Raw genomic sequence first — 20,963 nt, forward strand, 5'->3', positions numbered from 1 at the left:
TGATGAGTCAAAATCAGACGCCTCTACTCGAGGTCAAGAATCTGACTCGTGAATTCCCTGCTGGTGAAAGCACAGTCCAGATTCTAAAAGGGGTTAATCTTGAGATTTACCCAGGTGAACTGGTGGCGATTGTAGGTCAGTCCGGTTCTGGTAAATCTACCCTCATGAACATTTTGGGGTGTTTAGATAAGCCAACCAAAGGCAGTTACAAGGTCAAGGGGCGTGAAACCCGTGAACTTGAACCTGATGAACTGGCACAGTTACGCCGTGAATATTTCGGCTTTATTTTCCAGCGTTATCACTTACTCGGTGATTTGAATGCTGCGGGTAACGTCGAAGTTCCCGCTATCTATGCCGGTGCAGATGCAACCGAACGTAATGCACGTGCCAAGCAACTGCTGACCGACCTAGGATTGGGTGAAAAAACTCAAAACCGTCCGAGCCAACTCTCGGGTGGTCAGCAACAACGTGTGTCGATTGCCCGCGCCCTCATGAATGGTGGTGACGTTATTCTTGCCGATGAACCCACCGGTGCATTGGATAAGAATAGTGGTATTGAAGTGATGCGGATTTTACGCGAACTCAATGCCAAAGGTCATACCATTATTTTGGTCACGCACGATCATAATGTTGCAAAAAATGCGACTCGAATTATTGAAATTTCAGACGGTAACATCATTTCAGATCAGCCCAATGTGCCTGAAACAGATGATGAACCTTTAGAAAAGCAACAACTCGTTCCAAACACCCAGAAAAAAACCTCGAGTTGGCGCTCTGCCGTTGACCGTCTTGGTGAAGCATTCCGTATGGCGATCCTTGCCATGAATGCACACCGGATGCGGACCTTCCTCACCATGCTCGGGATTATTATCGGTATTGCCTCTGTGGTCTCAGTGGTGGCCTTGGGTAATGGTTCGCAAAAGCAAATTTTAGAAAATATCAGCAGCTTGGGAACCAATACCATTACGGTTTATCAAGGTCGAGGCTTTGGTGATAATTCCAGATCATCCCAAGCCAAAACATTGATTCCTGCCGATGCGACGGCCCTTGCTGAACAGCCTTATGTCGATGGCGTTAGTCCTTCAGTCAATTCATCTGTTACAGCACGTTTTAAAGACACTGAAGCGTCGACCACAGTGAATGGCGTGAGTGAAGATTTCTTCTATGTCAAAGGAATGAACTTCGCTTCTGGTCAACCTTTTGATAAAGAAAGTGTGACTGAGCAAGCGCAAGATGTGGTGATTGATAGTAATACTAAAAATACTTTCTTTGCCGATGGCACCAACCCTGTGGGTCAAGTCATTTTGTTAGGCAGTGTGCCGAGCCGTATCATTGGCGTGATCGAAGAACAAAAAAGCATGATGGGCAACTCAGATAGCCTGAATGTGTATTTACCCTATTCAACGGTCATGAGTCGTATGTTAGGTCAGTCGAATGTACGTAGCATCATTGTCCGAGTGAAAGATGAATATCCAAGTGCTGCTGCTGAGAACGCCATCTTAAGCTTATTGGTACAACGTCATGGCGCGCAAGATGTCTTTACACAGAACTCCGATAGTATCCGCGAAACCATTCAACAAACCACGGCAACAATGACCCTATTAGTGTCTGCGATTGCCGTGATTTCATTGGTCGTCGGTGGTATTGGGGTCATGAACATTATGTTGGTTTCTGTGACTGAACGTACCCAAGAAATTGGTGTGCGTATGGCCGTGGGTGCACGTCAAAGTGACATTCTGCAACAGTTCCTGATTGAGGCGGTGTTGGTGTGTATCTTAGGCGGTGTGCTTGGGGTTTTATTATCTTTAGGTATTGGACAATTGATTAGTCATTTTGCCGGTGGAACATTTCAAATGGCCTATTCAACGACGTCTATCGTTGCTGCATTTGTCTGCTCAAGTATGATTGGTATTGTGTTTGGCTTTATTCCTGCACGTAATGCCGCACAGCTTAACCCTGTCGATGCGCTTTCTCGCGAATAAGGAATTAATGATGCAAATGACCTTAACTAAACTTGCAAGTGCCTTCATTCTCGGAAGTAGCTTAGTCGGCTGTGCCGCTGTGGTTAAAACGCCGTACGAAGCTCCTGCAACACAAATTCCGACGCAATTTCAAAATGCGAAAGCCATGAGTCAGCAAGTTCATGCAGATACTTATGCTGACCAATGGTGGACATTGTTTAATGATGCTCAATTGAACCAGTTGGTGAATCAAGTTTTAGCTGCCAATACTGACCTTGCTGTTGCAGGTATTAATTTACAGCAAGCTCGGCTACAAGCAGGTTTAGCTGAAAATAAACAAGGGCCACGCGTGAGTTCAAGTGTTTCAACTGGACATAACTTTGACCTTAATTCAGGTGATGATTCCTCAAAAGGTGTATCACTCAGCGGTGGCGTCAGTTATGAAGTAGATTTATTTGGTCGTTTGGCTAGCCAGACTGAAGCAGCAAAGTGGGAAGCTTTAGCGACTGAACAAGACCTGCAAGCCACTGCCCAAAGCTTGATTGCAACAACAGCAAACCTATATTGGCAACTTGGCTATTTAAATGAGCGCTACAGTATTGCGCAGCAAAATTTGGCCAGTACGCAAAAAACCTATGACTTGGTCAAGGTGCAATATAAAGCTGGCGCTGTGTCAGGTTTAGATCTAACCCAAGCAGAACAGTCGGTCCAAAGTCAAAAATCGACCTTAAGCCAAATTGCCCAACAAAAAGTGGAAACACGCACTGCATTGGCTGTGTTGTTACATCAACCTGTGCAACAACTGAATATTTCAGAGCCGCAGCGTTTACCTCGAATTGCATTACCTACGATTGCTGCAGGTTTACCTGCCGAGTTGTTGTCTCGCCGTCCAGATTTACAAGCGAGCGAATTAAGATTACGTAAAGCTTTGGCAAATAAAGATGCAACGAAAGCGAGTTACTATCCTTCGATTAGTTTGACTGGCAATTTAGGATCGAGCAGTACCTCTTTGAGTAATTTATTACAAAACCCTGCTTTGGCTTTGGGTGCAAGTTTAAGTTTACCTTTCTTGCAATATAACGATATGAAGAAAGACCTTGCGATTAGCGATTTAGATTATGAAAAATCTATTATTCAATATCGTCAGACCTTGTATCAGGCTTTTGCCGATGTGGAAAATGCACTATCCAATCGTACTGAGTTAAGTCAACAAGTTGCTTTGCAAGAGCGTAATGTACAGCTTGCAGAAAAGACTGAGCGTTTGACTGAAGTACGTTATCGAAATGGTGCAATTGCGTTGAAAAACTTGCTAGATGCACAGGAGACCACACGTAATGCGCGACTGTCTTTGGTTCAAACCAAACAGAGTCAATATAATGCTTATGTAACTTTAATGCAGGCGTTGGGTGGCAGTCCGATTCAACAGTTACCTTGATTTATATAAAAAAAGCCCTGAGGGGCTTTTTTTACATCTAAAGGGTTTAAATAACAAAAACTCTCTTTTTGAGATATTAAATTTGCTTTATTCTTTGGCAATATTTTAACAACTCTATAATTTTTAAGAATATGATCAATCAAAACCTAGCCATTATTTTACTATCAACCTTTGCTTTAAGTGCATGCGCAAAAACTACCAACGAGACTCAAGCACCTTCTAATCATCAAAATAATGCTTCTCCCGAATTACAAGCACAAATTCAAAAATTGCTAGAAAAAACCAAAAAGAATATGATTTTTGTGGAAGGTGGTACTTTTATGATGGGGGATTTTGATCATTATGACAGCAAGATTGATAGCAAACCTGTTCACAAAGTAACTCTAGATAGCTTTAGCATGTCTGCTTATAAAGCCACCTATGCAGATTTAGACATATACAGCGCTGCAACCAATACCCCTAAAGTAGGCTCAACCGAGTCTCACTCTTCACAATTTAGATATCCTGTTTCTTCTGCAGGTGTTTCTTGGCAAGAGGGACGAAATTATTGCCAATGGTTAGGTACACAACTAAAACTTGACATAGACCTCCCGACCGAAGCTCAGTGGGAATATGCTGCCCGCAATAAAGGCCAAAAGATTCATTTTCCAACCAATACAGGAAAAATCGAAAATGGCGTAAATGTATGGAGTTTTAAACAGCGACAAGCATTATTTCATGAATTTAAGTCTATTGGTGCTGAAATTTCTGTAATAGGCAGATACCCAGCTTCAGCACTAGGTTTTTATGATTTAATTACAGACAACTATGAATGGATGCTTGATTGGTATGCAGCAGATTATTATCAACATTCCCCTGAAAAAAACCCGAAAGGCCCTAAAGCAGGAACTGAGAAAGTCCTCCGTAGTGCTAAACCTCTAGATGGCCAAACCTTGCAGATGGGGGAGGGTTTAACTGTACGGCGTAGTCATACTCACCCTATTCAACCAGTAGATTTCCCTGAAAGATTTAAGGGAGTAATCAATCCAAACTTTGACAACTCTGTACGCTGTGTAGTAAACCAAACTAAAAAGATTCTATAGTCTAACGTAACGTTCAGCTCTATCAAGCTCAAGCTTGATAGAGCTGTATGTCCTTGTCGTCAAATGGAGCTAAAATATCTAAATTTGTAGCTAAAATTGCGTCGTTATCTGCATAACCATTCATATAATCCAACTGTTTAAATTGCATATCATCTTGATTTTTTACAATTAAATGATTCAAAGGGTAACCTTGTATCGGTTTTGCCTGCTTACGGTATTTAAGGAAATCTTTTAACCATTGGTTCTCTCGACCACCTGCATAATCTCCCCCGGAATTGAGTGCAATAATAATATCTTCAGCAATACTGACATCTTCGCCATAGTTTAAAAAGCGAATAATATCCCCTTCAATTTTTTGCATATTACTTTTGGACTGGGTTTTAGCACGAGGATGCACATGTTGAATGACATTCATCCATTCCTGAGTGGAGATACAGGTTTTAAATATATTAATAATGGCATTTTTCCGTGTTACAAAACGGTTAATCTCTACATCTAAACCACTCATGCTAATCGTCATATCAAATAAAGAAGCTGTACGAGTTGTCCAGTGTGTTACCCCATAGATCAATATCCCCTTGGTTTCAGGTGAGGCAATGACTAAACCATCTAAACCACTAGGTGAGTTGATATTCATAGCGGCTCTATAACGTTGTTGATCAGAAGAAAGGCCACTTATCCAAACACTAAAATCAATGACTAATTCATTAACATTTTGTGTCAAAGGATGATTATCTCCAATACAATAAGCTAATATTTGCGCTAATGCAGTGAAAGCTAATTCATTAATATATAAAAGCTGTTTAAATGACGCTTGTAATAATTGACTTTTTACAAACAGCGCAAAATACCACATTTGCTTGAAATCAACTTCAAAGTCTAAAGCTCCCTTTGCCCCGATCCCCCAACATACATGCAAAGCCACACGAAATTTAAATTTTCCACCTTCAAGAAATATTTGAAATTTCCCCTCAAACCCTCCACCAATACTTCCACCCACCGTCGGTGCTGCAGAGGCCAAATTAACAAACTTAGCTGGACTCTCTGTCTTATCGTTATACCACTCTATAGAGCCTAAAGCAGTAACACCCATTTGGGCTCCACCAAATGCTTTTACTTCAGCTGTCACTTGATTTTCTGTTGTTTTGTCAAAATCAGCATCATCAGGCTTTAAAATACCGCGGGAAGTAGCATTAGTACGCCTTGGTGTCCGTGTCGTAGGATAAACAACTTGAGGCGCACCAACAGTCATTGGCAAATCAACCGATAAATTACCTGCCAATCCAATATTTGCACCAGCAAAACCATGTAAACTACAACCGCGAATAAAGCGAATAGTACCTAGTGCCATATCTCCGACCTCTAGATTCCAACCATTTTCACTTGGATAAAAGCTTCTCCATTCTTTTTGCTTTTCAAATAATACAAATTTTGCAGAGAGATCGCCTTTTGCTCTAATTGAAGTTCCTTTATTAGTCGCATGTATTGAAGCTTCACCTCCATTTCCAGCAACTAAGCGCATCCATTGCGACTCAACACTAACATTGACCCCATTACTATTTTTATATTGTTCTGCAATTTCTCCACCAATCCCACCTATCATGTCGTAGATAACTTTTTCATCATCACCAAATTTCTTTTTATAAATTTCTACGCTTAGTTGCTCTTTTAAATCATCGAAGCTTTTCTTCATATCTAGTAAGTCAATTTCTATATCACCATCTTCTTCATAATTCCTAGATTTAATCGCAGCAGTTTTTATTTTTATTTTTGATTCACCATTTAGTCGCTTTGACTTTAATTGATCATATTCCTTCGCCGTTAAATATTTTCTTAATAGTTGTTTTTCCCCTGTTTTAGTATCTCCTTTGGTTTCTAAAACCAAAACTTCTCGCAAATCTGCTTTATTTCCAAATTTTTCATTTAATTTTTCTATTGCTTTTTGTTGATTAATATTTAATCTTTTTTCAATTTCTTCAATTTCAGCAGTAGACTTAGCAGTAGAGCTAGATAAATAGTTCATTTTTTCATCTAATTCATATTTTGTACGATGTATATTTTTTATAGAATCTTCTAAGTCACGCGTTATTTTTTCAAATGTATCGAAAGCATCCTGAGGTAATATTAACAATTCATCAGTATGAGGATTTACTACAATTGGTATTTTTTTAGCTTTACCTAAGCCGACAGTAGTATTTTCATTCGGGCTGCTCCCACCGATTGCTACACCTATACGAATTTGATTAATTTGATTTTTATCAATACAAGTGATCGAGGGAAAAAATTCACTCTCTTTATCTTGATTTCCTATTTTATATTTAACCTGACTACTTTTGGTAGTGAATGCAATTCCTGTTACCCCATTTTTTTCAGCACTCTTTGGAAAATTGTTTAAAATTGGCTTCTTATTATTTTTCTCAAATACTTGATATTGAATATTAGATATAGGTTTTGACTGTGAATTCATAAACTGAAAAACAGAATACGTCTTCAAGAAAAATACCTTAGCTTTATAAATTTTTTTTGTACATTTCTTTTTATATTCAATATAATTATTGCCTAAATCTTTAAGTGACCGTTCAAATGGTTCAATCAAACCATTACTATTACTTAAGTTTTTATTTTTCAGTATTTCTGCAAATTTTGGGTCTATTGGCTTACTACCCGATAATTCAAAAACTGATTTTTGAATGTTAATTTTTCCGATACCATTGTTTGAAAAAATTCCCTTCGTAGAATTCTCTTTCATTACTTTTATTGTATTTCTTAATTCTTTCTTTCTTAATTCATATTTCTGTTCACTTGGAAATTTAGAGTTTTCAAGTAACTTCTCTTCATCAATGACAATAATATTACTTACATCACTTTTAGAAAATAATGGGATCATCCATTCACTTTTAGCTGAATAAGGACTCTTAAATCCATAAACAAAAAATCTTAGTTGGCAAATACTCTCTACTATTACATTTTTTGTTTGCCCATTTTCATCAGTTACATCCTGTAGCTCTTTTACTACTTTGTTATTTTGTACTATTTGTACTTTATATTTTACTTTAGAGAGCGCTCCACCCCCCTGCTTACTAAGCTGAATTTTATTATCAATAACGTAATATTTATCCATTTTCTTATCCAATTTAGTTATTTTGCAAAATTTTATATTTTGAAGCGTCTTTATCTGAAATATGCACACCTATTCGCTCTGGACCATCAGTTTCGAATCTTTCCGTTTTACCATTAGCATCAGTCTTACCAATTTTTTGCGTACCATCAGATTTAAAAACTACATATTCAACACCTTGTCCTGGCTTACCAAATTCATCGACAATTTCAAATGTTAAGTAACAAGGTGACGAATTTAATTTAATTGGTGGAACCTCCACCTTTTCCCCTTCCACAAACTTATGCTGCCCCGCTTTCGCTTCAAACTTGCCACCCGTAGTCGGAAACACACCTGAACCATTTATTTTGATCTGTGAACCACCCGCAGTTAAATTAACCTCTTTAGGGCTGGTGATATAAACCGTATCTTCAGTAGAAACAATTTGAATGCCTTTACGTGCAATTAGATCGAGTCCATCACCTTGTGCCTGAATTTCAACTTTGCCTTTGCCAGCAAATGCACGTAAACCATCTTGTGCTGCAAATAAACTGATTTTTTTACCTGCATGGCCAATTAAGGATTTTTGCGTGGAAATATTCATACTATCGCCTGCAGTTTGGCTGATTTGACCATTTGCAGATACATGTATATCTTCATTACTGCTTAAAGCAATCGAATTGGGTGTGGCCAAGACCATAATGGCTGATTTAAACTCGGCAGCTTTTTGCTGATCATCCTGACTTAATATCTCAATAAAGGCTTGAAGACTCTCTAAAACTTCAAGCGGGTCGGTCTGTTGGTTTTTCGCTACATCACTCAGCCCTTTAGCATTATTCAATGCGCTTTCGATTTGAGTATGGGCTTCATTGCTCGCTAAATGCACCCCACCTGCCTGTGCTTGCTGATGTGTCGACACCAATAAACCTTGTCCAGCTCGAACTGCCCCCCATTGATCCGTCCTCAGCTCAAAACCTTCACCCCGACTTTCACTCTCAACCTTTTCTTTAGGATGACTTAAATGACCTAAATTCAGTTGTGTTGCACCATGGCTACTTTGCAACTGCGTACTAATTTGTCCCGTGGTGTCATCAAAGCGTAATTGACCAAATCCCTCTCCCGCCACTTCTTTAGAACGAATTCCCGCGAGTTTTTTGGTATCTGGTAATTGTCCTTTATTGTCAAATTTAGTGGGACTACGCTGCGCTTCATGAATACGACCCACGACAAAAGGTCGGTCAATGTTGCCATCAAAGAAATCAACGACAACTATTTCACCAATTCGAGGTAAGAAGCGTGCGCCATAACCTTCGCCGGCCCAAGGCGTCAGTACATCAACCCAAGCCGAGTCTGTGTCATTATTATTCGCACCTGCACCGCCATCATGACCATGATCATCGGAACGGGTAAATAGGAAACGGACTTTTATCCGTCCCCATTCATCAACATGGATTTCTTCACCAGCAGGACCCACAACTTTAGCACGCTGTGGATGTGTTACTGGTCGATGTGTGAGCGGATTAAATTCAGGGACGGTCGTTATATTTCGACGTTGCAAAGCCAAGGTATTGGCTTGGCGTTCATCCGCATCGCTTTGTTTGACTTGCCACTGACTTTGATGGATCAGTTGTGTAACTTGATCGGTTAAGTCTTTGGGTAAATTATTTTGGTTATAAAAAGACTTGGATAAAATCAAAAACTCTTGATCGGCACCACGATGCTGGTCAATCTCTGGATGCTCATCCAATTTGAACCAATAACCAACTTGTGTATCACGCACGGTACTTTTGGCAATAAATTGTTTGGCTTGAGCTGCATAATAATCACTAAAATTTTGATTGAGACGTTCAACTTGAGCACTATTAGAAGCTGTTGCAGCATCTTCACCATTCAGATCTTGCATCCATGCAGGGCTCACATGCCATGCCTGCTCTAAGCTTAAGCTCGCATTATCTTGATTTTGACTATGTAGGTGCTTGCTTTGTACTGCACCACCACCCTCGTCCTGTTCAAGCACATCCGCCTGCCACCGCTGCACATGCACCGACGTCGGTTGCAGACTGCGCTGACCGATAAAACTGGTCATACTGTCATTTTTTTCAGTCGCACTACTACGATGAAAACGGATATTACGTCGCTCCAAAGCTTGATATTGGCTATTTTCATCAATCAAACGTAGCTTTTGAGCTGCTATGGGTGTCACAGACGATGTTACAAAAGATTGAGCTTCATCAACCAACCAATGAATGCCTTCACTGCGTAGTAAGCGAGTAATAAAATCATAGTCAGTTTCATTACTTTGCATCATGAATGGCCGGACGTCATACTCTTTTTTTAAGCCACTTAAGTCCAAACTTAAGCTCGCTGCAAAAAGTGGGCTCTTTTTTTGCCATTCCTTAAAAATAATCTCGACCACATCTTTGACCGATTTATTCATAAACACGCGGCTATTACGACGCTTATGCCATAGTGCCGTTGCATCTTCTAAGGTCAACTTATACAGTGTTAATGCACCATCACTTTGGCCTTGAAATGCTTCTGTAATGATCCCTGTAATACGAAAAAGTTGCCCCGCATCGGTCACCTGATCGATTGCGACTTGCGTGCCAATAAATTGTTTCAGTTCGAGCGTGGCAGAAGTTGAGAGACAGATGAGCTGAACATTCAAACCTTCACTTAAGGCATGTTCCCCATCAATACGTTGCAAGAATACTTGTTCATTCAGCGTGGTATTGGAAAATTGAATATGCAAGGCACGTTTTTGTGGACTAATGCCCAATTTCTCAAGTGCAGAATAAATATTGTTCAGCATCGTTATTATCTAAAATCAGATTTTTATAAAATATGCGGGGTATTTAATCAAAAAAACTCATATTTTTCTAGGCATAATCTGCCTGCTTTTTTGGGTTTTATGTAAGTAAAAATTCAAATTTCTACATCAATTCTTTATGTTATTTTTACTCTATTTATTTCTGCATTAAAAAAATGTAGAGACCATCAAACTAAACTTCAGGTCTCTTCATACCACCTTACTGCTTTGCATCACGATTAATTGGTATTTAAAAATGCGTGAATATTCTCCAATTGTTCTTGTGCTTCGACATAGCCTTGCAAGGCCGCTTTTTCCAAATATTGCTGTGCAATTTTAAGATCACGCTCTACGCCCATGCCATGAATATATAAATAGCCCAATCGCGTTAACGCCGCAGCATTCATCCCCTGAGCCGCTTGTGCATAATAACTATGTGCCTGAGTTAAATCTTGCTGCACACCCAAACCATGTTCTGACATTTCACCAAGCTGGTACAAGGCAGTCACATTTCCTAATCCCGCCGCTTGCGAAAAATACTGCGATGCTTGTTGGAAATCTTGTGCTCCCCATTGTCCTTTTAAATTAACTAGACCCAGTTGCGTAAGTGCATCAGGATGGCCTAATTTCGCCGCCTTCAACAATGCTCGCTGGGTTTGAGCTTCATCAAACTGTACATCAGGCAAGATATTGTCCATGGCTAAACGGTAGAGATACCAAGCAGCATCCTGCGAACCTTGTTCTGCGGCTTTTTCCAGATAACTCAGACACTGATCACGATGTGCTAATGGATACTCTGGCAATGCATAAAACCGTCCAATCACATAGTTTTGATCGGCGACACAAGTAATGGACATATCATTTAAATGCCTAGCAGCTTCAATTAAAAGTTGCTGTGCTTGCTTGATATTTCGCTCAACACCGACCCCATGTAGGTAGCATAGTGCCAAACCGACTTGGTTAATGAATAATGGTTTGAATTGATACGCTGTTTGATATAACTCAAATGCTTTTTGCGGATCATCACTAACCAAATACTTTTCAAAATACAGTGCTGCAATAAGACTAATTGCATCAGCATCTTTAAGTTGAGCAGCTTCGGTCAGAAAGCGAAAACCTAAAGTTTCCTGCTTCTCCAAGTACCAACCATGAAAATGTGCAATGCCTAATAATCGGCTGGCTGCCGCAACTTTGTGCTCTTTGGCCTGCTGCAAAAGATCATGATAAACCCGCTGACGCTGATCGACATCGATCTTACCCATCAACACCGCTTGATAATATTCATACAACTGCTGCTGATGCCCTAAAAGCAATCCTCGCTTTAAATATTGCAATGACTTTTCATCATTTTGCGCAAGAAACTTTCCTTGTGCATAGAATTGCTGCAACTGCTGAATAGCCGCCATATGATCTTGTTGGGCAGCTTTCAGTAAATATTCCAATCCCAAAGCAATATTTGGCGTGGCTTGGTTTAAATAGTGCTGTGCCAATTGATACTGTGAATTGGCATGTCCATTGTCCGCATTTTTTTGCAACAAATCTAAATGTTGCTGCTCGGCATGCGTTTGATCTTCTGGGTTTAATTCGGCGAGTCGATATTGCGCATCCAAATGACCACGTGAAATCGCATGTCGATACCAATACTGCGCTTTTTCAATATTGGGCACACCGCCATAGACGCCTTCTTCAACTTGCCCCAACACATATGCAGCATCATCACTGCCTAAACTATTGGCTTTTTCCAACAAAGCCAGCGCATTTTCCACACTGACTTCTCGGCCTAAACCTTGTAAATGCATCTGCCCCATTGCGACATAGGCCTGCGGAATTTCATGCTGTTTGGCCAAATTTTGATACAACTCATAGGCCCGCGTATAGTCGGTTGGTGCATCAAGCATTAAACGTTCTGCAAATTTCAGCTGTGCATCTAATTGGTCTATCCACAAGTCATGCCCAACCGCTTTGGCCTGATCGCGTTTTACTGGATCGGGTCTTTTCCACATCCAAAATGCAAGTGCTCCCATCCCCAAAATTAGTATCAGTAAAAACCACATACTCGCCCCAAAAAAAATCAATATTTTAATTATTCCAACATTGTGTCTGATTTTAATTCTATATACAAAAAAAGCACCGCTTTCGGTGCTTTATTTTTTTCAAAATGCGATAGCAGTCATGCTTTTACACGCTTTGCGTCTAATTTTTTTAAAACCTCTGCCACAGCAACCATTGCAAAGCTCGATGTGACCGCAACTGCCGAGCCATAACCACCACAGCGCAGTCCTGCACTTGGACAAACATCAGCACTGGAAAATGGATTATCAATCGAATAAACACAGGTAATCCCAAACTTTTCTTTCGGCTTTTTACAAATGCCTTTGCCGCGTAATTGTGTGCGCAATTTAGCTAACATCGGGTCTTGCTCTGTTCTTGATAAATCTGCGACTCGGATTTTCAGCGGATCAAGTTTACCCCCTGCTCCACCGGAAACGATCAACGGAATTTTATTAAAACGGCAATGTAGCATTAAGGCAAATTTGGCCTTCACATCATCAATACAATCTAAAATCAGGTCAGGAGCACTTGCCAAAATTTCTTTGACATTTTCGGGTGTGAGATAATCATCAATCAAATTTATTTTGATTCGGGGATTAATCGCACGGCAGCGCTCTGCCATCACTTCAATTTTTTCATGTCCTAGTGTCGTGCTCATGGCCGGCAATTGTCGATTAATATTCGATGCAGCAACTACATCCATATCGACCAAGGTCAGCTCACCAATACCAGTACGCGCTAAAGCTTCGACCGCCCATGAGCCTACACCACCGATCCCAATCACCATGACATGACTTTTTTCATAATGATGAAAACTTTCATCACCATATATTTTGGCTACGCCAGCAAAACGGCGGTCATATTCATCATCTTGGAGCAGTTCAGTCATAGGTTTGGAGGCAGTGTTAAATCAGCCGCCATTTTAGCAAATTCGCTACTTATTTTCTTTGATAAAACGCAATTCAGCATACATCGCAATAGAGCGGCATTCGCATCAGGTCTAAATCCATCAAAATAAACATTTACAGCGAACGAAGATCTATTTTAAAAATATAACCATAGATCAAAAACTCAAGTGTGTATTGCTATGGACATCCATCCTCTTCCAAATAATTTAAAAATCACCGATGACAAAAATGAAATAGATTTAGACACCGTGCATCGCTTTTTAAGCCATACCTATTGGTCAAAAGATATTCCAAAACATGTGGTGAAAAAAGCGATTGAAAACTCTTTGGCCGTGGCCTTACTTCTCGATGATGAACTCATCGGTTTTGGTCGTGCCATTACGGATTATGCAACTTTTGCCTATTTAGCCGATATTTATGTCGCCGATGAGCATCGAGGCAAAGGCTATTCAAAATTGATAGTGAGTACTTTATTTGAAAAATGTGGCGCCGTAGATCTCAGACGCATGTTACTTGCAACGGCGGATGCACATGGCCTATATCGTCAATTTGGCTTTACCGATTTGGCTCAACCTGCAAATTTCCTCGAGATTCATCAAGCCAACATCTATCAACGATAGAGAAAATATCTCGGATAAAAAAAAGAGGCTTTCGCCTCTTTTTCGATCTTACAACCTTAGTCTTTATTCATAATAAAGAAATATTCACGGTAGTATTTGAGCTCTGCAATCGAGTCACGGATATCATCCATCGCCAAATGCGACGCATTTTTCTTCAAGCCACCCATGATTTCTGGGCGCCAGCGTTTCGCCAATTCTTTCACTGATGATACATCAAGATTACGGTAGTGGAAGTATTGTTCCATTTCAGGCATTAAACGATGTAAGAAACGACGATCTTGGCAAATTGAGTTACCACACATCGGTGATGATTTTGGATTCACCCATTTTTTCAAAAATTCTAAAGTTTGCTGTTCAGCATCTTGTGCTGTCAATTTACTACGACGTACACGTTCGATTAGGCCTGATTGACCATGTTGGCGAGTATTCCATTCATCCATCGCATTGAGCACACGGTCAGACTGATGTACCGCAAGCACAGGCCCTTCCGCCAGAATATTTAAATTATCATCCGTCACAATTGTTGCAACTTCAATAATCTGGTCGTTATCTGTATCTAGACCTGTCATTTCAAGGTCAATCCAAATCAGGCGTGTATCAGGTGTGCTGCTCATAAATGTGCAATCTTATTAGGCTGTAAAAATGAACATAGTAGCAAATTTATTGGGCTTGCGCTGTAAATAGACCCTGCTTTCATGCTATTTTTGCCATCTAGTTTTCATGGTTTTTTAGGATATGAATGGCTTTAATTCGTAAGCGCCGACTGACTGAACAGCAGCAACGTCGCATTCAGAAGCAACATAAATCTCGTCAGGAAGAAATCGATACTTCTGCAGATTTGGAAGGCTTGGTCGTCCAACATTATGGTCGTCAACTTGAAGTTCAAGCGCTGTCTACACCCGACCAGCATCCTGAAAAACCCATTGTGCAAGCAGGTGAACCTGAACCACATTGGAAACCTATCGAATTAGGCAGTGTTTGGCGCTGCCATACCCGTACCAATCTCGAATTATTGGTGACGGGTGACCGTGTCAAATGGCAAGCTGACCCGATCACAGGTTTAGGGATTATTACCGCGATTCATCCACGCCAATCTTTACTGACACGCCCTGACCGTTATCACAAAGTGAAACCTGTCGCAGCCAATGTCAGCCTGATTGTGATTGTATTTGCACCGCTTCCTGAGCCAGCACCTGGCCTGATTGACCGCTATTTGGTGGCCTGTGCAGATGCTGATATTCCAGCCTTATTGGTCTTAAATAAATCCGACTTGCTTAAAGACAACGATCCGATCTTAACGCTATTACAAGAATATCGTGACTTGGGCTATGAGGTCATGCAAACCCAATCCGATGGTGACTTAAGCGCACTTTCTGCTCGACTTTCTGGTGAAACTGTCGCATTTGTAGGTCAGTCTGGGGTTGGTAAGAGCACTTTAATTAATGCCATTGTTCCGGATGCTGCGCAAAAAACCAATATTATTTCGGAAAACTCCGCGCTCGGTCAGCACACCACCACCTCTACGCGCTTAATTGCGTTTGGTGAAGGTTCTGCATTGATTGATTCACCAGGAATCCGTGAATTTGGTTTATGGCACCTAGAATTGGAAAAAGTTCAGCAAGGTTTCCCTGAGATCGAGTCACATTTGGGCTATTGCCAGTTCCGTAACTGTACGCATAAACATGAAAAGCAATGTGCGCTTAGAATGGCGGCTCAAAATGGCGAAATTTTACCGCGCCGATTAGACAGTTATTTACGTCTGATCGACGAAATCACGGAAGCGCAGCAAAAAAATTAATTTTTATTCTGTTCATGCCCTTGAAGGGGTGATTTTGATCACCATATTTATGGGCTATACTCTTGGCAATTTAAAATTGTAGTTAGGTGAATTGTGGAACGTTGGTTCGAATTTATGGGGAATCACCCCTTCTTATTTGGAACGCTGGCTGTATTGGTCGTGCTGTTCTTTATTCTTGAAGGCCAGCGTAATGGTCGCAAAATTTCACCTCAATCTTTAGGGATTTTAGTTAAAGCTAAAAATGCTCAATTGATTGACTTACGTGATGCGAAAGACTTCCGCGAAGGTCATATTAGCGGTAGCCGTAATATTCCATATAGCCAAATTACAAAACACATTGAAGAGTTAAAAACTTCTGATCGCCCGTTGGTTTTTGTATGTAACCTTGGTCAAGTGGCAGGTTCTGCATTGCAACAAGTCGGTCATGCTGATGCATACCGTCTAGATGGCGGCATTAGCAACTGGAAAGCTCAAGGCTTACCTTTAGTTAAAAGCAAATAAGCGCTTCTTAGGAGATTAACATGGCTGAAGTTACGATTTATTCAACAACTGTATGTCCTTACTGCATTCGTGCAAAACAGCTCCTAGAGCGTAAAGGCGTGGCTTATAAAGAAATTAATTTATCAAATGAAGCGCCTGAAGTACGTGTTGAATTGATGCAACGCACCAACCACCGTACCGTTCCTCAAATTTTTATTAATGATCAGTTTATTGGCGGTTTTGACCAACTTTATGCTTTAGAGCGTGAAGGCAAACTCGACGGCATGCTATCTTAATTTTAAACATAAATCGTCACCTCATATTAAGGAATAAACAATGAGTGAAGAACAACAAGCTCAACCACAATTGGCATTAGAGCGTATTTATACTAAAGATATTTCTTTCGAAGTACCTGGGGCTCAAGTATTTACTAAAGAATGGCAGCCTGAACTAAATATCAACCTTTCTTCTTCTGCAGAAAAAGTTGATCCAACACACTTCGAAGTTTCACTGAAAGTTGTCGTTCAAGCGAACAATGCGGGTGACACTGCATTTATCGTTGACGTTACTCAAGCAGGTATCTTCCTGATCGATAGCGTTGAAGAAGAACGTCTTCCGTACATTCTTGGTGCTTACTGCCCAAATATCTTGTTCCCATTCCTACGTGAAGCAGTGAACGATATGGTTACTAAAGGCAGCTTCCCACAATTATTGCTTACACCAATTAACTTCGATGCTGAATTCGAAGCGAATTTGCAACGTGCGCAAACTGCTGCTGAAGGCCAAGCTTAATCGCTTATCTTTAAATCTAAAAAAGACCGCTTTTAGCGGTCTTTTTTATTGCTTTATTTATTCCCTCTTCTTCTAGGAGATGAGAAATACTGTTTCCAAGGGGAGAGGATTTTATTCCCTCACCCTAGCCCTCTCCCAAAGGGAGAGGGAACTTAAAGAGAATTACTCAGCATCTGCCATCAGATCAGCGCTCATACCTACAGTATTAAAGCCAGCATCAACATACAGAATTTCACCTGTAATACCATTTGCCCAAGGCGAGCAAAGGAACAATGCTGCATTACCGACATCTTCAATGGTGACATTGCGTTTAAGTGGTGCGACTTTTTCATTTAGGTCTAACATTTTACGGAAAGATTTAATCCCTGAAGCCGCTAAGGTACGAATCGGACCTGCTGAAATCGCATTTACACGAATACCTTCAGCACCAAGACTTGTTGCCAAATAACGTACGCCTGCTTCTAGTGACGCTTTTGCCATGCCCATAACGTTATAGTTTGGCATTACGCGTTCAGAACCTTGGTAAGTCAGCGTCAATAAGCAACCTTGACGTGCAGCCAATAAAGGTTTTGCCGCACGAGCCATCGCAATAAAGCTATATGCGCTGATGTCGTGAGCAATTTTAAAACCTTCACGGTCGGTAATATCAGTGAAATCGCCATCTAAAGTATGTGCCGGTGCAAAACCAATTGAATGCACAACACCGTCTAGACCATCCCAATGTTTAGCAAGTTCAGCAAAAGCGGTATCAATTTCAGCGTCCACTGCGACATCACATGGGAAAACTAAAGTTGAACCAAATTGTTCAGCAAAATCATCTACACGTTTTTTTAATTTTTCATTTGGATATGTAAAAGCCAGTTCTGCACCTTCGCGATGTAAAGCTTGCGCAATACCAAATGCGATTGATAACTTACTTGCAATACCCGCGATTAAAAAGCGTTTGCCAGCCAATAGTCCTTGTGCCATGTGAAACTCACTCAAAATAATTTAACAGCATAATGCCAAGTCTAAAGCATTTTAGAAATTGCATAATGCGCCTTTTTTTAGAAAACCATCATTGCATGCACGATGCGAATGAAACTAGATTCAATCAAGCAGCATCAATATTTATTGGCCCTTAAGCGTCCAGATGCAATGCTTGTAATGAATTAGTCCATAAGATCTGTGCAATCTCAGATTCAGTACGGTTTAAGCTCTGAGCTAACCCCTGCAAGACATAGGGCAAATTGACCGGCGTATTACGAGTACGCCCTTCCGTCGAATGCTGACAACATAAGGGTGTCATATCTGGACAGTCGGTTTCTAAGACCAAATGATCTACATCCAAAGTCTGAACCACTTGATGTAATTTTTTTGCATTAGGATTGGTGATTTGCCCTGTTATACCAATTTTAAAACCTAGTTTGGTAAATGCCTTCGCTTCTTCAACACCACCACTAAATGCATGTGCGATACCACCGAGTTTAAATTGATGCTGCTTTAGCATCGAAAGCACCTCCGCATGGGATTTGCGAATATGCAGCAAAATGGGTTTATCAAACTGCTGTGCTAACTCAAGTTGTGCGGAAAAATACTGCTGCTGCTTTTGAAAAAGTTCAGGCTGTTTATGCTGTTTCAAAAAGGTATCTAAACCTATTTCACCGACAGCAACACAATCATGCTGCTTTAGCATCTGCTCCACATCGAGCAAATGTTCTGTACGATGTTGCTCAATATAAAACGGATGTAAGCCGGGAGCTAAATAGCTTTTTGGAACATTGGATAAACGAGCTAAAAACTCTTGAGTTTGCAGCAAATCTTGAAAACGTGACTGTAAAAAACCAATCAATACCAACGCATCGACACCCGCCTGTTTGGCAGCATACGCCAACTGTTCCCGATCAGCGTCAAAATCAGGGACATCAAAATGCGTATGCGTATCAAACAGTGAGTAAGTCATTGAACTAATTAATTTGCTTTTGCGGCTGAGGCTTCAACAGCTTCAACAGCTTCAACAGCTTCAACAGCTTCAACTGGAGGTAGATATTGCTTTTTCAATACACTTTGCAATTGATCATAGGGAATGGTCAAGCGAGGTAAACCCACCACATACGGCCCAATTTCATATTCGGCATATTGCAAAATTAAACCTTGCTGACTCAGATAAAAATTATCAGACAGTTTAAATTTCCAAATCTGTTCGTATTCTTGAATATTGTCTGCCAACTTGGCATCTTTCACCCAAGTTTTAAAGACTTCATAGCCCCGCTTTTCAAGCTCTGCACGTTGATTAGGCAATAATATGTCATTGAGCTGTACCAATTTTTGAGTGCTTAAATCGAAGTTATAATATTGCTGTGCAGAAGAACCATGCGCTCCACCTAAATATGAACTGGTATTTAAAACCACTGTTGCCAAGGGTTTTTCAGCATTCAATATTTTAGGTTTAATCATCAAACTGATTTGCTGATTGGCACTTAAAGATTTCAATTCTTTATCTAAATTTAAAAACGCTTGCATATAAGGCTGCGTGGCTTTTTCCAATTTTAATTTGGGCGTTTCAACCTTGGCCAAAGCAGATTTTGTTTCAGATGCTGCAGGAACTTCACTTGCAGCGGGAGCATCAGTGCTCAGCGTCTTATCTTCTAAAGGCGAAATAGATAGAATTTCGTCTAACTGTTTTAAGATTTTCGCATCAATAAATTCATCAATAAAGGCTTGATTACTGTTTAAGCGTTCAACTGAAATTTCAGGACAGACCCCGCCATCACATTCAGGTAAATTCAGTTGTAATTTTTCCGCATCACCAATCAGTTTTGCACTCAAATCTGGCTGTTCAGTTTTGGCTTGATCCGGCTTTTTTTCAGGTTCAGCTTGTTGTGGCTGACACGCCGTGAATGCAACAGAAACTGCCAATATTGAGCTTGCCCAAATTTTATTTTTTTGCACCATTGCTTCAACCTTTCATTTCGAATGATTGATATTTATTTTGGTAAATATCTTATCAAATTAAATACTTTCGTTGTTTAGAACATATGCTGATAAACGTCAGCTTTCAATACTTGTTGTGTTTGTGCTTTGCTGAGATAAATATCCAGTTGTTTACCATCTTTGACAATTTCATCTGTACGGTAATGCAAACCGACACCTTCTTGATCAAAGAACCAATCTGCTTGGCCCCAATAGAGTTTTTTCGGTGCCGATTTTTTGACATCTACCTCTTGTTCATCTAGCCATTTGCTATAGGCTTGCTGCACAATAGCATCCATATTTTGCTGTTGCTTTGCATCAATAATATCTAAAGGTTTAAGATTCTTTTTCGCACGGCGGTCTGCCACAAAAAAATAATAACGCTCTTTGACCGTGATATTTTCCTGTTTGGTATCAACACCGATTTGCAGCAACACATATTGATTCTGTTGATATGGAACTCGTGTGTACATGGCCAATTCATAGGCTTTATTGGTTTTAAACTCTGCCTGCCAAGCATCTGATTTTTTCACATACGCATCGACGGCTTGTTGGAGATTCATATTTTGCTTTAATGCAATCTGATCTTGTACGACGCTGGCCTGATTCTTTTCAATCCAGCCATTCAACCATGTATCTACGGTCTGAATGGTTTGTATCTCTAAATCAATACAACTTTTATTTTCACAAAACGGTTTGGCGATTTTTGCGGCTTGCTCTTGGATATTTAAATAAGGCAAAACATCTGGATTAATCACAGCCGCTTCAGAAGCACCACCGTCGGCCGGCTTTGTCGCTTTGTTTTCTTTTCCTGAATCACATGCACTGAGCAGCAAAACACTCCCCAAAAGTGCAAAAACTGTAGCATCCTTGAATTTTTTCATGATGTCCTAAACGACCAAATGATTGCGTAATGTATGGATTTAAAAACTCTACCACAAAATAAAACAGCTTCACGAAGAAGCTGTTTTATTTCT

The 20,963-nt window shown here is 40.3% G+C and carries 17 protein-coding genes; 8 read left to right on the top strand and 9 right to left on the bottom strand.

What is annotated here, in order from left to right:
* Positions 1-2 precede the first annotated feature (2 nt).
* From MST17_RS13400 to MST17_RS13410, 3 genes are all read left to right on the top strand, one after another.
* On the top strand, positions 3-1,982 hold the full coding sequence (locus MST17_RS13400) for a MacB family efflux pump subunit (protein WP_180026034.1): 1,980 nt from the start codon (positions 3-5) through the stop codon (positions 1,980-1,982).
* A 10-nt stretch (positions 1,983-1,992) separates the two neighbouring features.
* On the top strand, positions 1,993-3,396 hold the full coding sequence (locus tag MST17_RS13405) for an efflux transporter outer membrane subunit (protein WP_180007263.1): 1,404 nt from the start codon (positions 1,993-1,995) through the stop codon (positions 3,394-3,396).
* Between the two features lie 131 nt (positions 3,397-3,527).
* The gene (locus tag MST17_RS13410; protein WP_180007204.1) at positions 3,528-4,478 is read left to right on the top strand and encodes an SUMF1/EgtB/PvdO family nonheme iron enzyme; all 951 of its coding nucleotides are present in this window, start codon (positions 3,528-3,530) and stop codon (positions 4,476-4,478) included.
* 28 nt (positions 4,479-4,506) lie between these two features.
* On the opposite strand, the gene MST17_RS13415 is transcribed toward MST17_RS13410, so the two are convergent.
* The 4 genes from MST17_RS13415 to MST17_RS13430 all read right to left on the bottom strand — a co-directional run bounded on the left by MST17_RS13415 (position 4,507) and on the right by MST17_RS13430 (position 13,325).
* A complete protein-coding gene (locus MST17_RS13415) occupies positions 4,507-7,599 on the bottom strand; it encodes a hypothetical protein (RefSeq protein ID WP_180025989.1) in 3,093 nt (1,030 codons plus the stop codon).
* A 13-nt stretch (positions 7,600-7,612) separates the two neighbouring features.
* Positions 7,613-10,387 (bottom strand): type VI secretion system Vgr family protein, encoded by a 2,775-nt coding sequence (locus tag MST17_RS13420; RefSeq protein ID WP_180025990.1) that lies wholly within the window; start codon positions 10,385-10,387, stop codon positions 7,613-7,615.
* Between the two features lie 236 nt (positions 10,388-10,623).
* Positions 10,624-12,438, bottom strand: coding sequence for a tetratricopeptide repeat protein (locus MST17_RS13425; protein ID WP_180025991.1), 1,815 nt, complete (start codon positions 12,436-12,438; stop codon positions 10,624-10,626).
* A 116-nt stretch (positions 12,439-12,554) separates the two neighbouring features.
* On the bottom strand, positions 12,555-13,325 hold the full coding sequence (locus MST17_RS13430; RefSeq protein ID WP_180025992.1) for a ThiF family adenylyltransferase: 771 nt from the start codon (positions 13,323-13,325) through the stop codon (positions 12,555-12,557).
* Positions 13,326-13,523: 198 nt separating this feature from the next.
* Here MST17_RS13430 and MST17_RS13435 point away from each other — a divergent pair, with 198 nt between their 5' ends.
* Positions 13,524-13,964 carry a GNAT family N-acetyltransferase gene (locus tag MST17_RS13435; protein WP_180025993.1) on the top strand — a complete coding sequence of 147 codons (441 nt, stop codon included), beginning with the start codon at positions 13,524-13,526 and terminating at the stop codon, positions 13,962-13,964.
* A gap of 56 nt (positions 13,965-14,020) precedes the next feature.
* Here MST17_RS13435 and orn read toward each other — a convergent pair whose 3' ends face one another.
* A complete protein-coding gene (gene orn, locus MST17_RS13440; RefSeq protein WP_067763591.1) occupies positions 14,021-14,578 on the bottom strand; it encodes an oligoribonuclease in 558 nt (185 codons plus the stop codon).
* Positions 14,579-14,703: 125 nt separating this feature from the next.
* On the opposite strand from orn, the gene rsgA reads away from it, so the two are divergent.
* From rsgA to secB, 4 genes are all read left to right on the top strand, one after another.
* Positions 14,704-15,762 (top strand): ribosome small subunit-dependent GTPase A, encoded by a 1,059-nt coding sequence (gene rsgA, locus MST17_RS13445; RefSeq protein ID WP_180004539.1) that lies wholly within the window; start codon positions 14,704-14,706, stop codon positions 15,760-15,762.
* Positions 15,763-15,855: 93 nt separating this feature from the next.
* Positions 15,856-16,263 carry a rhodanese-like domain-containing protein gene (locus MST17_RS13450; protein WP_078189639.1) on the top strand — a complete coding sequence of 136 codons (408 nt, stop codon included), beginning with the start codon at positions 15,856-15,858 and terminating at the stop codon, positions 16,261-16,263.
* 20 nt (positions 16,264-16,283) lie between these two features.
* Positions 16,284-16,538 carry a glutaredoxin 3 gene (gene grxC / locus MST17_RS13455; protein WP_078189640.1) on the top strand — a complete coding sequence of 85 codons (255 nt, stop codon included), beginning with the start codon at positions 16,284-16,286 and terminating at the stop codon, positions 16,536-16,538.
* Between the two features lie 40 nt (positions 16,539-16,578).
* Complete coding sequence (secB, locus tag MST17_RS13460; protein ID WP_078189641.1) at positions 16,579-17,034, top strand: protein-export chaperone SecB; 456 nt, start codon at positions 16,579-16,581, stop codon at positions 17,032-17,034.
* 162 nt (positions 17,035-17,196) lie between these two features.
* Here the strand turns inward: secB and MST17_RS13465 are convergent, their stop codons facing one another.
* The 4 genes from MST17_RS13465 to MST17_RS13480 form a co-directional block, all read right to left on the bottom strand.
* Positions 17,197-18,003: an enoyl-ACP reductase gene (locus tag MST17_RS13465; RefSeq protein WP_078189642.1), complete on the bottom strand. Its 807-nt coding sequence runs from the start codon at positions 18,001-18,003 to the stop codon at positions 17,197-17,199.
* 151 nt (positions 18,004-18,154) lie between these two features.
* Entirely contained in the window at positions 18,155-18,976 is an 822-nt protein-coding gene (locus MST17_RS13470) for a TatD family hydrolase (RefSeq protein ID WP_180025994.1), read from the bottom strand.
* Positions 18,977-18,984: 8 nt separating this feature from the next.
* A complete protein-coding gene (locus tag MST17_RS13475; protein WP_180025995.1) occupies positions 18,985-19,968 on the bottom strand; it encodes an RsiV family protein in 984 nt (327 codons plus the stop codon).
* A gap of 74 nt (positions 19,969-20,042) precedes the next feature.
* Positions 20,043-20,870 (bottom strand): hypothetical protein, encoded by an 828-nt coding sequence (locus MST17_RS13480; RefSeq protein ID WP_180025996.1) that lies wholly within the window; start codon positions 20,868-20,870, stop codon positions 20,043-20,045.
* Positions 20,871-20,963 lie beyond the last annotated feature (93 nt).

The organism is Acinetobacter sp. YH16056_T (assembly GCF_024605895.1).
GTDB classification, from domain to species: Bacteria; Pseudomonadota; Gammaproteobacteria; order Pseudomonadales; family Moraxellaceae; genus Acinetobacter; species Acinetobacter amyesii.